Raw genomic sequence first — 14,307 nt, forward strand, 5'->3', positions numbered from 1 at the left:
CCTCCGTAATCGTCACAGAAAAAGCACTCTTGGTTGTCGAGGAGGTTGGCGGCGAGAAAACGAGATCGAGGACCGTCGTCGGTAACATGGCTGATGAGTATACTGCCGGTTTTCGTAGACGTGCAGGTCACCGATCCTCGATGTCAAAGACGTTACCTTTAACGCCATTCGAACGATGTATGTTGCTGCAGGATTCTCCGGCTTATCCCTGCCACTGCTTCGTTCGGCTGCATTTCCACGGACGACTCGACCGCGAGACCTTTGTGACTGCATTGCAGCGCACATTGCAGTACCATCCGCTGTTGAGGGCCACCGTCACGTCGGGCTGGCGTAAAAGCTGGTCGTTCGCGGACGCGGTCGAACCCGAGTTGCTGTGGAGCGAAGGTGAAGCAGGAGGTCCGATCTCTCGAGCGAAACCAATTGATCTGCGGCGTGAGAGTGGAGTGAAGATCTATATCGTGCAGGGGCCTTCGAATGTCGAGGTCACGTTCCAGTTCCATCATGCTTGCTGCGATGGCGCGGGAATGGAACGATTTATTGACGATCTCCTCGTTCGTTACGCCCACATCCGAACGGGCAATGAAATAGACAGCGATGCTAGGGCGGTGAATCCCAGCCGACTGGCATCGCGTGGTTCCTACGGACTTCGTCTTGGCGGGCTGCTCAAACTGTTGCCGAGTCAAATGGTGGGGCTGATCGGTGCGATCCAGTTTTTTGGACGCCAGCCCAAACCGTTGCTCGCTCATGATGCCCGTCACCGCAAAACCGAATCGACGGCGACATCCCCATCGCTCACAAGCTTTCGGCTTGATAAAACGCAAACACTTGCCTTGCGAAACGTCGCGAACGAACAAAACGTGACCCTCCATGAGTTGCTAGTGCGTGATTTCTTTCTTGCGTTATGGGACTGGCAGAAAGAACTTGGCCAATACAACGATCCGCATTGGGTGCGGATGATGGTCCCCATGAATATGCGAGATTCGTCCTATCGTTCGCTGCCCGCGATGAACAATGTCAGCTCTGTTTTTCTCGATCGTCGCGGCAAGGACACCGTGGATCGCGATCAGCTGCTTCAGGGAATTCATGACGAAATGGAAGTCATCAAAAAGTTTCAATTGCGGTTCACGTTCCTGTTGTTCTTGGAAGTGCTGGACAGGATTCCGGGAGCGTTAAGACGCTCGGTGCAGCAGGACAAGTGCAAGTTGTCGGTGATTTTTTCCAACACGGGAAAAATGACGCGGCGCTGCCCATTGCCTCGCATCGACGGTTGTCTGCAAGTCGCGGATTTAGTGCTCCACGATATCGACGGCCTTGCGCCGCTACGCCCCTACAATTGCGTGACGATGCTCACTTTCGAATATGCCCATCGTCTGAAGCTCAATCTGCACTACGACGCTCAATTCGTGACCGCACCGCAGTCGAAATCGTTAATGAACCTTTTCGTTGCCCGCTTGAATCAGAGTATTTAATCGCGGGTTATGTGATTTCGAATCCGAGCTGCCGTCAATTCGCGGGGCGTTGATCTGCGGGGCGTTGATCCGCTGAAGTTTGCTCGTTTTTTGCAGGTAACCGTGGCATATCGAGATCAAGCGGGCATCTGCCGCCGCACATTGGATTCCGCTTTCCAACAAGGCATCGAGTGTCTGTTGGCAGTCGAAGCGACCGTGAATCCCACGATTATCTGGTGTGGCTAACCGGGGCATCATGATATCGGCGAGTACGTTCAATCCCTCTGCCGATTCATCAGTTTGCTTGGCTAAGTCAGCCAATCGCTCTCGCCACGGTTCGATGTCAATCCATTGGACATTGGCCCCGCCGTCACGCATCCAATCCGCCAGTGCGTCTGCGGTCAGCGGATGAGGGTTCGTCAGATGAAAGATATTTCCCCGATTCTGTTTTTGCTGAGCCAGGTATACGATCGCCTTGGAGACAAAGTCGACGGGCGTCACATCAAGTTCGAAATCGCGAAACGGGGCTGCGCCGACCAATAAGCAAGCTCGGACTATTTGATGCAGCAGATCGTCGACATTGGCAATTCCGGTCTCGCTGTGCCCTGTCACATGTCCCGGGCGATAGATCGTTACGGGCAACCCACGTCTTCTCGCCTCTTCGAGCATCCGTTCGGTGACCCATTTGGTTTGGGAATATCCGTACAACAAATCCTCGCATCGCGGCAGTGCGTCGGATTCGGTAATCGTGCGTCCACGGTTCGCTTCGGTCGCATGCACTGTGAATGTCGAAACATAATGCATTGGCTTTTGCTTGCCTCGACAAGCCAGACGCAACAATTCACGCGTGCCGTCAACGTTATCTGACTTGAGCGACTGGTAAGGCAGAAGCAAATTCACGTTGGCGCCGTTGTGATAGATCACATCGACGGAGTCAGCCAAACGATCGAAATGCTCCTCGGAAAGTCCGAGTCGCGGCTGTGAAAAATCGCTGATGAGGACACGGACCCTGTCATCGAGATATTCATGCTGCAGGCCATATTTGAAAAGATTCTCAGCGATCCGCCGCTTCCCTGCGATTTCGTTTTCGGCACGGACCATGCAGACAACCTGCGATGTGGTAGTGCCTAACAACTCATGCAGTAGATGAGCTCCGAGGAATCCTGTTGCTCCGGTCAGCAGCACGCGAGGCGATGAGTCGACGTCCACCTCGATTCCACTGGGAATGATCGAGGGATCGAGTTGGGCTTCACGATGGAAATCGATCCGGTCGCCGACCAACGCACTTTCTTCGATTGCTGGTTTGCTGGGAGTGTCCTTTTCGGATTCATCGAATTCCGACATCAATTCCAGGATCACGTGACTGAGTTCTCGTACACTCGGTCCACGGAGAATGCGATTCATTGGGATTCGCGTTCCCGCCGCAGTTTCGATGCGATTGATCAGTTCGACCGCCATTAACGAATCAATTCCGACTTGCGCCAGTGATGTTTCTCGGTCAACGTTTGCTGATTCGATGCCAAACACGCCCGCAACTTGGCTTGCCACGAAGTCACATAAAATCTCGAGTCGCTCATGTTGCGATGCACTGCGAAGCTGCGATTGCAAGCCTGAGTTCGATGGATTGGGTGTCATGTCCTGTCGGACGGACTCATACATCGGCAGTGTCGCGACGGCATCGCTTACCTTACTCAATTGTTTCCAGTCGACCCGTCCCGCACCGACTAAGGCGGTGTCGCGAAGAATCATTTCTGCGAACACATCAAGTGCTTCACTTATGCGGAACGCTTTCAGCCCAACACCATCCAAATACTCGGCGGTTTTGTTGTTTCGAGCGACGAATCCCGCATCCAGCAGCGCGCCCCAGTTCAGCGTCAGAGCCGGCAAACCGCTCGCTCGTCGATGATGCGCCAGTGCGTCAAGAAAGCTATTCCCGGCGTTGTAATTCGCTTGCTTTGTTGCTCCCACCACGTTTGAAAACGACGAGAAACAGATGAAGTGATCAAGTGCTATGTCGCGTGTGAAATGATGAAGATTCCAGGCCCCAAGCATTTTGGGATACAAAACTTTCGCAAAACGTTCTTCGTTCAAATCGGCAATGAAGGCATCGTCGAGCACCATGGCTGCATGAACCACACCTTTAAGTGCCGGACTCTCGGCGTGAATTTGCTTTATCACACGCTCGACATCTTCTCGCTTGGTTGCGTCGCCACGGACATCTTGGATCGTGACGCCCTCGGCACGCAACGACTCGATTTCGATGGCGGCATCTTCGCTGGGGCCGCTGCGGCTGATCAACACCACGTGGCGTGCGCCCTGGCGAATCATCCATTTGGCGATCTCCCATCCAAAACCACCCGCGCCACCGGTGATCAGGTAGCTGGCATCCGCGCGGAGCAGCTGCCCATCCTCGGTACAAGGCCCGATCGACAATGCAGACGCAGCCGTTTGATCCGCAGGAAATGACAATACATTCTTGCCGGTGTGTTGTCCTTGCGCCATGTACCGAAACGCGTCGACAGCTTCTTCGATCGGGAAGACTTTGTGAGGCAACGGGCGGTAGGTGCCCGAGTCAAATAGCGACGACAACTCGGCAAGGATGGACGCAATCCGGCCAGGCTTTTGGGCGATGATTTGAGCCAGATCGATCATATGGTACGAGATGTTGTTCTTGAACGCTGCCAAGCCCAGTTTGGAGTTCTCGTAGACATCGATCTTGCCGATCTCTAAGAATCGGCCCAGCGGAGCGAGCACCGACAGACTTTTTGGGACAAATTCCCCCGCCAGTGAATTCAGTACCGCATCGACGCCTTCGCCTGCGGTCAAATCTATGATTTGATCCGCAAACTGGACCGTTCGCGAATTCATTACATGACGCACTCCCATCGCTTTGAGCATGTCCCGTTTTTCATCGCTGCCCGCGGTGGCAAAAATCTCCAGTCCCAAGTGCTGAGCCACTTGAATCGCCGCTTGGCCAATCCCGCCCGCAGCTGCATGGATCAAGATCTTTTCACCCTGCTGCATGCGAGCAACATGTTTAATCGCAAAGTGCGTTGTCATAAACACGGTGGGCAGCGTGGTCGCTTGTTCAAACGACAGGTTCGTGGGATGTTTGAACGCCAGCCGGTGATCTACGGTGATGTGACTTCGAAACGCATACGGAGCAATGCCCGAGACGCAGTCTCCGCACTGGATGTCGTTCACATTCGCTCCGGTCGCGACGACGATACCCGAGAAATCGTCGCCAAACCAAAGCAAGTCCTCGGTCGTGCCAGGGTACATTCCCAACGCTTTCATGACGTCTCGGAAATTGATTCCCCCGGCCCTCACACGAATTTCGATCTCATCAGGACCAGGCGAACGTCGGTGGGTTTCGTTCAGCGTCAACTGCTCCAAAACACCCGCCTTGGTCATCTGCAGCTTGAACGCAGCAGTCTGACCGTTTTTAAGCACTGCTTTGCTTCGCCGCTGCGGGATCTGGTCCAGCGTCACTCGCTGCAGTCGATTGACGAAACGCTGGTCCTCACGCAGGGCGACTTCACGTTCGTCGTTGTCGCTTGCAATCTCGTCAACCAAGTCGTCAATCTCAGAATCACTAGGCTTTGATTCGAGATCAACGAGAGTCCACTGAAATTGGTTTGATTCGTTATTTGCGACGCGGCAAAACCCGGTCAAAGGCGACGCGGCCAGACCCGTCAGCGGGTCGGATTCGTGAATGCTAGTCGCCGAGCGGGTGACGAAATAAACGCGAGGATTTGTGGCGAGATTCGTCCCGTTCAATGCGTGAGAAAGCTGTAGTGCACTGAACACTCCCGATCGCTGTTCGGCAAGCAGTTGCTCGTCGTGGACGATTTTTGCTTTGTGATCGAGCGTCCAGCAGTGAACGATCTTTGCTAGTTTCGAGTCGCCGAGTCCCGCCTCTGCGAATACGCGTTCTATTTCGCTAGCGGTTCCATCAGTCAATCTGAACTCGTTTTCGTTGGTTCGTTCAAATGCGGAGCCCCGTCGCAACGAGATAACACGATCACCTCGCTGCTGGAATTTTGCGGCAACGGATTCACCCACCCCATTCTCGTCGACGAACACAAAAACTAACGAAGGGGCCGGTGACGATCTGTCATCCACCGCTACGTCGCTAGCCAGAGTTCGCGAAAGTTCCTGAGGCTGCCATCCGAATTGGTAAAGATGATCTTTGAAATGGACACCATTGTGCAGCGAGTCGACCCGGGCGACACGAAATCGAGAGATCGACGCGACAGGTTTCCCGCTATCATCGACCACACGAATCGAGTATTCGACGGACGTTCCATCGACACGCGAGCAAGTTGCGTGGGCCCATAGCTCTGCGGGAATTTCTTGTGCGTGTCGTTGCACCCGCCCTATCGACTCGGGCAGATACATGCAGTTGTTATGTTCGATTTGCCCAGAAACGTTTTGGCCAACCACATAGCGAGTCCCGTGCGTTGCCTGGAAACACGCATCCAACACAGCGGGATGAATGCAGTATCGCGACGTGTCATCGGCAACTCGACCGGCGACGATGATTCGTGAGAGAGATTCCTGGCCGGACGTTCCCGCGTCCGCTCCCTCCGCGTCGCTCCATACTTCGTCGATTAACGAAAAGTCGCCTCCAAATCCATAGCCCAAGCCATGCAGATCACGATACAAATCATCATGCGTGATTTTGCTTGGCAAACGTTTGCGAAGTCCCTGCAGGTCAATCGTTTGCGACTCACTTGCCGACGGAATCGCCACCAAACGGCCTTGCGCATGGATCTCCCACGCTGCGGTACTCGTCGTGCTGTGGACACGGAACGACTTGGTTTTTTCGTCGAACACCACTTGGACTTTAGGAATGGCCGTGTCGGATACGAATAACGCACTGATGCACTCGAGATCTTCGATAGCGTAGGAATCGTTGGGGAATAATTCGGCGGCGATCGCCATGCCGATCTCTGCATACCCGGCAGCCGGAAAGACAATGCCGTTCCAAATTTGATGGTCGTGCAAATAGGGAAACAGGTGCGGATCGAGGTGGAATTGCCACGTCGGTTGGGCAACGTCTAGTCGCTGACCGAGAAACGGATGCAGTGGCGGATCGATCCGATGGGCGGTGTCCCCCTGATCCAACCAATACTCTTGGTAGTTCCAAGGGTAGTGGGGCTGGGGAACGAACTTGCCGGAACTTTGATTGACTGCGCACCAATCGACGTCGACTCCATCGAAGGCCAGCTTGGCAAGATTGGTGGCTAGTTCCAGTGCCGCGTCGGATTTGCGAGTCAGTGAATGAACGATCGTGGCGTCGACTTTTTGATCCACCAAACAGGCATCGATAGAACCACGTAACGATGGATGCGGTCCTATTTCGAGGAACCGTGCTGCCCCATCGGCTGCCAGTGTTGCCATCGCCGATTCAAATCGCACGGGCTCACGCACGTTGCGCCACCAATAACCAGCGTCCATCTGTTTGCCAGAATATTGCTGGCCGGTGACAGTCGAAACGAAAGGGATCGTTTCGGGTTGAGGATCTAAGTTCGCCAACGCTTCGAGCAGATCGTTTTGGATCGGATCCATCTGATGCGTATGGAACGCGTAGTCCAGTCCTAGCCAACGGACGAAATTTCCGTTTTTCTCAAGCCGAGCCCCAATCGCTTCGAGCGGTTCGGTATCGCCGCCAATCGTCACGAGTGACGGGCTGTTTTCGGCAGTGACTTGGACGCGGTCGGCATCCGATCCGATGAATTCGTTTGCTTCTATGGCCGACACGCCCGCAACCAACATGCGACCCGCGCCACCCGTTTCGTTTTGCAGTCGGCTGCGATGGTAGATCAGACTTACGGCATCGGGCAGTGAATAGATGCCTGCGTACCACGCCGCCGCCACTTCACCGACGCTGTGTCCGACCACCGAGGCCGGTCGAATTCCCCACGACGCCCAGAGCCGAACCAGGGCGACCTGGATCGCAAAGATCGCTGGCTGCGCCACTCGGGTTTGCTGGATGTTCGACTCGCGGTCGGGAAGCTCCATTTCACGCAGCAGCGACCAACCGGCCAGCGATTGAAAAAGTCCATCGATTTCTTCGAGCGTTTCTCGCACGATCGGTTCACGCTTGATCAAACTCTGCCCCATCCCGCACCACTGAGATCCCTGGCCGGTGAAGACAAAAACGTTGGCGTCGCTGCGAGCCGTCGAGAGGGTTGCCGAATGGGCCGGCACGATGCCCTCACTTGTCTCGCCGTGCTCAAGCCACTGAGCGAGGCGTTGTCGGAGTTCCTGGGGATTTTTGCCGATCACAGTGAGACGATGATTGTAATGCTCCTTACGAGCCGCAGCCGAATAGCAAAAGTCAGCCAAGTCACCGTCGATCGTCTTGAGCCGCTGGCGATAACGCTCGGCATACTCTCGCAGTGCCGACTCATCGCGTGCAGAGATTGGCAACACAAAAGGTCGCTCTGCACTTACACGATCACCGTGCGAGTGCTCGCGATCCGGGGCCGCCTGCAGCACGACGTGAGCGTTAGTGCCTCCGAAGCCAAACGAGTTGACTGCCGCGATTGGCGGTTGATCATTGAGTGACCGAAGTGATCGCAATTCGGTGGGGACCTGCAATCGGTAGCGATCCAGTGGAATGGACGCGTTGGGCGTCTCGTAATTCCGGTTGGCTGGGATTTGTTTGCGGTCCAAGACCAATGCTGCCTTGACCAGTCCCGCGACCCCCGATGCGCATTCGAGGTGTCCGATATTGGTCTTGATCGAACCCATGTAGCAAACGTCGTCATCGGCGCGGCCCTGTGACAACACTCGTCCAAGTGCTTCGGCTTCGATGGGGTCACCCACCGGAGTGCCGGTGCCGTGGGCTTCCATGTACGCGACATCTTGGGGAGCCACGCCTGCTTCGCGATAGGCCGCGGAAAGCATCTCGCTTTGGCCAGCGACGCTGGGTACGGTCATCGAAGAGGTCTGACCATCCTGGTTAACGACGGCGGATCGCAAGACCGCGTAGATTCGGTCGTTCTGTTGAATCGCTTGGCTCAATGGTTTCAGCAGAACCAAACCTGCCCCTTCGCCTCGCACATAACCGTTGGCTCTTGCGTCGAATGCATAGCACTCACCCGACGGGGACAGCATCGAAGCTTTGCTGAAACCAATACTGGTGTTGGGGGTGATCAATGCATTGACGCCGCCGGCGAGTGCGGCGTCGCATTCGCCCGACCAAATCGCACGGCACGCCAACGCTACGGCGACCAATGCGGAGGAACAGGCGGTATCGACGGCAAGGCTGGGGCCTTTGAAGTCGAACATGTACGAGATGCGATTCGCGGCGATGCTGAGCGTGCCACCGGTATTGGTGTGCACATCGAGGTTCGCCAGATCGTTGAGTTGCAGAGTACCGTAATCGTGGCTGGCGGCCCCGACGAACACGCCGACAGATGTGCCTCGCAATGTGCTTGGCGCGATCCCTGCATCCTCGCACGCTTCCCAAGCGGTTTCTAGCAGCCAACGTTGTTGCGGATCCATCCGCATCGCCTCGCGTGGCGAGATGCCCCAAAACGCAGGATCAAACTGCTTGAGCTGATCGACAAAGCCGCCTCGCCGCGTGACCATATGGGCAATCGCATCGGGATCGCGGTGGTGGTATCGATCCACGTGCCAACGATCGTCCGGGACCTCGCGGATCGCACTGCGACCGTCGACCAATAATTGCCAAAGCGAGTCGGTGTCACGCACACCCCCTGGGAATCGGCAGCCAACACCGACCAACGCTAAGGGTTCTCGTTGGGTTGGTTGGTTCCGTTCTGTCATCGACGAGTATCCATGCGTTTCAATGAATCAATCAGCAATGCACCAAGCGTGACTCTCGATAGTGCCTGGTACCTCCGCTATTACCATTTTGGTATTTTTGCACTGCGTGTGGTGGGGAGGTTGAACTATAACACGCGGGGGCTAATCAGATAACGTGACTAACAATGCCTCGTTGAATCGTTTTCGTCGATGTTTTTCATGGGGGCACCACCTCGTGTGGGGTGAGGGATTGGTCCTTGATTGGGCCTTGGAAAAGCCTCCTGCAGACCCATGTGACGAGCGAGAAGAGATGTCCGCGACCTGCGAGGTGAGACAATCTCCGATGGAGCAATCTTCACGAGGGACGGTGGTGCAGGGATGGGTCTTGCTCCATCCCGACTTGCAGCCTCTCGCAGATGATCCCCAAGTGGTCGCGTCACTAACGCCCCAAGTTGAGCTAGTGCATCCGCAGAACGTGTCACGGCCCGATGTGATCGCGAATGTATTTCACCAAGATCCCGAGGATCATCCTCAGCGGTGTTGCGGGTTTCAATTCGTTGTGCCGAATCATGTGACATCCTTTCAGCTTTCGCTGCGATTGGGGAAGCAACAGGTCAAACTTGCCAAAGTCCGTTTCGAAGCAATTTGCAACGTACCCAATCCGTCGTCCGGCGTGCTGGAGGGAAAATCGGGATGGTTGTTTTTAGGCAACGATACCAACCACAGCATGGATCAGCACAGTGGTGCGATGCAATTGACCCGCCGTGGCCTGCGATCTTGGGTTAAGTATACAAAAGGGCTACAGCGATTTGGCCGAACGATCCAAGCTCCCGTGGCCTTGTTGATTGCTCCAGCGAAAGAAAGTGTGCTTGGGCAATACCATCCCCTGGCGGCCGGTGACCAGAATCCGGTGCAGCAAGTTGCGGATGTCCTGCCCCGTGAACTGGTTGTGCATCCGGTTGCGGCGATGAAAGAACTGGGGGACGATGCGTTTCTAGTCACCGACACCCACTGGAGTGATCAAGGGGCGAGGGTCGCCGCAGTGGAACTTGCCAAAACACTTGGTCTGGACTCGCAAGACGTTGTCAATTTGTTCGCCAATGATCGTTATCGCAGCGAGCAAATCGTGGGTGATTTAGGCTGCAAGCTGACTCCTCCGCGGACATCGCTGACCCAGCGACTCGATTCCTACGACCTTGGTGATGACATCGTGTACGACAACGGTTTGCGCAGCTTTGGCCGCATCTTTGTCACACGAAATACAGACGCTTTGGTGGATCAAACCTGCTTGATCTTTGGATCGTCGTCGAGTTATGCGATGCTGAAATATTCAAGCCGACTTTTTGGCTGTGTGATACTCGTTCACACCGCTGGCAGCTTGGATCCGCACTTGATTGCCGCAGTAAAACCACAGTATTTGGTTGTGCAAACGAACGCCCGATTTGTTGTCCGAGTCCCGCTGCTGACTTATAGCGTACGCGATCATCTGAAGAAAAAGATCAGCGAGTTTTCGGCAGCACAGCGTGCGGATGCTATTGCAAATCGCGTATGTACCGACGAGGCATGGTTGGCGGACTCAGCCCTTGCACCCTACGACCAAATCCTCTCGTAGCGAGAACGCTTGCTCGGTCGGCCCTCACCCGAGCATCGCTGAAGGCTCTGCTCGACCTCTCCCTAAACTGCGTTTGGGAGACGTGGTAGCTGACGAGTTACCTCTCCCGAGCGCCAGCTGGGGAGAGGTCGGATGGGCCCTTCAGGCCTCATCCGGGTGAGGGCCTTGCAGCGGAGATGATGGTTGCCACGAGCTTCGGCCTGCTCGGACGAAAGTCTTGACGAACGTCGCTACCACTGAATTATCCAAACCTACTGAAACAGCTTTCGGCAATCCAATTCGATTTCGCATCGGTTGTCCAAACGGAGCGATAACGGTTGCGTTGCATCGACTGCCGCTTCGTCATTTCCGGTGATATGCAGAATGGACTGATCACTCAGATCGAGGATCAAATAGTGAGGAACGTCGTTCTCCAGGCAAAGCGTTCGCTTGACCGTCAAGTCTCGCTCGCGAGTGGACTCGGACAGCACTTCCACCATCACCACGGGTGACCGCTCCAGGTGTCTTTCGGGTTGCTCGCCACAAACCACCATCAAGTCGGGACGGATCACCGTGTGGTTGTCCACGATCCAATCCAAGTTTGTGTAAACCTCACAAGAACACTTATGAAGTTTTAACTGAGACAGGATCTCGAAGGACAGTCGCGACACCACTCGCTCGTATGGTCCAAACGGAGACGGGCTCATCGAAACCGCCACACCATCAATCAGCTCCCACTCCCCTTCCCAGCGGTTGTAGTCGTCGAGCGTGTAGCGTGGTGCAGTGCTCAAGCGATGGGCTCCCGAGGAACAACAGAGTGACTGGGCATATTCTAACAGCCTGCGTGTGCAGCGCACATGCATTTTTGTCGGCTTAAGATGGTTATTGACTGCTCTGCAATCGCTCTAATCCATCCAGGATCAAGTCCAGGCCGAATTGCAATTCGTGCAAGCCATCATGGTGCCCCGCGATCACTTGTTGCGACATCCCGTTCAGGTACGGGTATTCTTCGGCAGGAATCTGTGGAAGGTAAGCTTTGGCGACTTCGGCATACTCCTCGGGCTGGAACGGAAAATTCAGCTTCTGCAGTGTGAACCCGTAAACGTAACTGTCGATGGCGTTCCAGGCGTGGTCGGCGAGCGGATACGAAAAACCTGCCTGCACAAGGCATCCGATCGTGACGTCCACGTAACGCAGCATCGCAGGACCGACATTTGGACGTGACACGATCAGCATTGTCGCCCAAGGGTGACGCATTAGGACGTCGTGGGCTGAGATGGCACGGCGACGCATTGAATTTTTCCAGTCGCCATCGAGCACCGGAAGTTCGATTTCGCCAGCCACAATGTCGACGATTCCGTCGAGAATCGCATCCTTGCTGGACACGTGGTTGTACAGCGACATCGCCTCGACGCCGAGCAATTCACCGAGTTTTCGCATCGAAAGAGACTCGATCCCATGCTGGTTCGCAAACTGAATTGCGGTTTGCAACACGCTTTCTTTGCTCAGCGAAACCTTGCGTTTCTTGCCCAGTTTTTCGCTATTTGTCTTGGATTTCTTTGCCATTAATACCTTCTCGCTTCCACCAATCGTCAGTCGGACTTAGCAGCCGACTCCATTGTCAAAACACTTAAATTCCAGCCAATTATCAAGGAGGAAAAAACTGAGCCGACGGCGCTAGCCGCGGGCCTATTTAAGTGAATTTCACCTCGCCCGCGGCTAATGCCGTCGGCTCACAAAAATTAGAGGGAAGCTAAGCTTTTTAGCGTTAACGCCTCCCAAAAAAATTTTGCCTGTTGCCTCAGCTTGCGGTGTAAGTATAACATGGAATTGCCGAGACTTACAGTGTAAGTCTTTCAGGGTTAGTGATCCCTTTGTTACGTTCAACGTGGAAATGAGATGAATGCAGCCCCAATTGAGCTGACGCCCACCGCTGGCGACGAAAACAACGGTGAAAACGCAACGGACAATGGCGTTGCGAATCGTGTGTTCCTGTCGCAGAAGACCATGAAAGCAATTATCCAAGACCGCTACGGAACCCCCGACGATCTTGAGTTACGAGAAATCGCCACGCCCGTGCCTGCAAAAGGTGAGGTACTGGTGCGAGTGCACGCGGCAGCAGTTCACGTCGGAGACTGTTTTGGTGTTCGGGGTACCCCGCTGCTTGTGCGGATAGAGACAGGACTACTCAAGCCAAAGTACGGCGTCCCGGGATATGATTGTGCGGGCCGCGTCGTGGCGGTCGGCGAAGATGTCACTCGATTTCAGATCGGTAATGATGTGTTTGGCGCGTGCAGCGGTGCCTGTGCCGAGTTTGTTTGCACCGGCGAAGACAAGCTCGTGCTGAAGCCAAGCGAGATCACGTTTGAGCAAGCAGCGGCCGTTCCCACATCAGGCCTAGCCGCGCTGCATGCGATTCGTGACGTAGCCAAGATCCAGTCTGGGCAAAAGGTATTGATCATCGGAGCATCGGGAGGCATCGGAACGTTTGCAGTGCAGATCGCAAAATCGTATGGTGCCGAAGTAACGGGCGTCTGCAGCACCACCAACGTCGATCAGGTCCGCTCGATCGGGGCCGACCATGTCATTGATTACACCCGAGAAGATTTTGCCGATGGAGGTCCGCGTTACGATTTGATCTTTGACAACGTCGAGAACCGCTCTCTATCGGATTGTCGTCGCGCACTGAAGCCGGCCGGAACTTTGATTTTGAACAGTGGTACCGGGGCGCGTGGGTTCGCCTTTGTATCGCGTTTGCTGAAGCCCTTGTTGTTGTCGCCGTTTGTGAGTCAGCGGCTGTGCCGCTATCTCTCGACACCCAACGCCGCGGATCTAAACGTGTTGGCGGCAATGTTGAAATCGGCAGCGGTCATCCCGGTCATTGGCCGAACCTACCCGCTTGTCGAGACACCAGATGCGATCCGTTATGTCGAAACGGGCCATGCAATAGGAAAAACGGTCATCCGTGTTGGAGACGGAGCATGAGGAAAGGAACAACCGCCAGCGACCTTCGAGATTTGCAGTTTGCAAATCTCGAAGCCGCGAGCGAAGACGCACAGTCGCTGCTGCAATCGGGATATGATCGCTGTGGCAATTGGTCACTGGCACAGATTTGTCGCCATCTGCGAATGGTTCAAGATCCCAGCATTGATGGCTATCCGCGATGGATGTCACTGTTCGCTTTCTTGCGGCCGGTGATGCGACGCGCGCTATTGCCCCGATTGATGCAAGGCAATTCCCCGATTGGAATTCCCACATCGCCTATCTTCGTTCCGCCCGCAGAACTTGACGATGCCGACGAGGTATTGTTGTTTAATCGCAGCGTGGATCGATTCAAGTCTCACCAAGGCAAGTACGCGCCCCATCCTGGGTTTGGCCGCCTAGACCGCGACGCACTTGAAACGCTCCATGCGACGCACGCAGCCCACCATCTTCGCTTTTTAAAGCCGCATCCGGGTAAGTGAGATGCCTGTCGTTGTCGCAGCA

At 55.0% G+C, this 14,307-nt stretch carries 7 protein-coding genes; 4 read left to right on the top strand and 3 right to left on the bottom strand.

The genetic code is table 11. From position 1 onward, the window contains the following. Window positions 1-140 precede the first annotated feature (140 nt). A complete protein-coding gene (locus SH528x_RS05005) occupies window positions 141-1,469 on the top strand; it encodes a condensation domain-containing protein (protein ID WP_442509430.1) in 1,329 nt (442 codons plus the stop codon). Here SH528x_RS05005 and SH528x_RS05010 read toward each other — a convergent pair. Continuing rightward, the gene (locus SH528x_RS05010; RefSeq protein WP_442509431.1) at window positions 1,428-9,251 is read right to left on the bottom strand and encodes a thioester reductase domain-containing protein; all 7,824 of its coding nucleotides are present in this window, start codon (window positions 9,249-9,251) and stop codon (window positions 1,428-1,430) included. The two genes, SH528x_RS05005 and SH528x_RS05010, sit on opposite strands and share 42 nt — an antisense overlap. 322 nt (window positions 9,252-9,573) lie before the next feature. On the opposite strand from SH528x_RS05010, the gene SH528x_RS05015 reads away from it, so the two are divergent. Continuing rightward, window positions 9,574-10,842, top strand: a complete 1,269-nt coding sequence (locus SH528x_RS05015; RefSeq protein ID WP_442509432.1) for an alginate O-acetyltransferase AlgX-related protein — start codon at window positions 9,574-9,576, stop codon at window positions 10,840-10,842. A 251-nt stretch (window positions 10,843-11,093) separates the two neighbouring features. On the opposite strand, the gene SH528x_RS05020 is transcribed toward SH528x_RS05015, so the two are convergent. Further along, window positions 11,094-11,612 carry a Uma2 family endonuclease gene (locus tag SH528x_RS05020; RefSeq protein WP_442509433.1) on the bottom strand — a complete coding sequence of 173 codons (519 nt, stop codon included), beginning with the start codon at window positions 11,610-11,612 and terminating at the stop codon, window positions 11,094-11,096. A 91-nt stretch (window positions 11,613-11,703) separates the two neighbouring features. Beyond that, window positions 11,704-12,387: a TetR/AcrR family transcriptional regulator gene (locus SH528x_RS05025; RefSeq protein ID WP_442509434.1), complete on the bottom strand. Its 684-nt coding sequence runs from the start codon at window positions 12,385-12,387 to the stop codon at window positions 11,704-11,706. 333 nt (window positions 12,388-12,720) lie between these two features. Here SH528x_RS05025 and SH528x_RS05030 point away from each other — a divergent pair, with 333 nt between their 5' ends. Next, the gene (locus tag SH528x_RS05030; RefSeq protein ID WP_442509435.1) at window positions 12,721-13,806 is read left to right on the top strand and encodes an NAD(P)-dependent alcohol dehydrogenase; all 1,086 of its coding nucleotides are present in this window, start codon (window positions 12,721-12,723) and stop codon (window positions 13,804-13,806) included. Continuing rightward, window positions 13,803-14,285 (top strand): DUF1569 domain-containing protein, encoded by a 483-nt coding sequence (locus tag SH528x_RS05035; RefSeq protein WP_442509436.1) that lies wholly within the window; start codon window positions 13,803-13,805, stop codon window positions 14,283-14,285. Before SH528x_RS05030 ends, SH528x_RS05035 begins: the two co-directional genes overlap by 4 nt. Window positions 14,286-14,307 lie beyond the last annotated feature (22 nt).

It is taken from the genome of Novipirellula methanifontis (assembly GCF_052161655.1).
GTDB lineage: Bacteria > Planctomycetota > Planctomycetia > Pirellulales > Pirellulaceae > Novipirellula.

Excerpts from the sequence above, each read along its gene's own strand:
- SH528x_RS05005 (WP_442509430.1), top strand. The coding sequence starts at position 141 with ATGTCAAAGACGTTACCTTTAACGCCATTCGAACGATGTATGTTGCTG.
- SH528x_RS05010 (WP_442509431.1), bottom strand. The coding sequence starts at position 9,251 with ATGACAGAACGGAACCAACCAACCCAACGAGAACCCTTAGCGTTGGTC.
- SH528x_RS05015 (WP_442509432.1), top strand. The coding sequence starts at position 9,574 with ATGGAGCAATCTTCACGAGGGACGGTGGTGCAGGGATGGGTCTTGCTC.
- SH528x_RS05025 (WP_442509434.1), bottom strand. The coding sequence starts at position 12,387 with ATGGCAAAGAAATCCAAGACAAATAGCGAAAAACTGGGCAAGAAACGC.
- SH528x_RS05030 (WP_442509435.1), top strand. The coding sequence starts at position 12,721 with ATGAATGCAGCCCCAATTGAGCTGACGCCCACCGCTGGCGACGAAAAC.
- SH528x_RS05035 (WP_442509436.1), top strand. The coding sequence starts at position 13,803 with ATGAGGAAAGGAACAACCGCCAGCGACCTTCGAGATTTGCAGTTTGCA.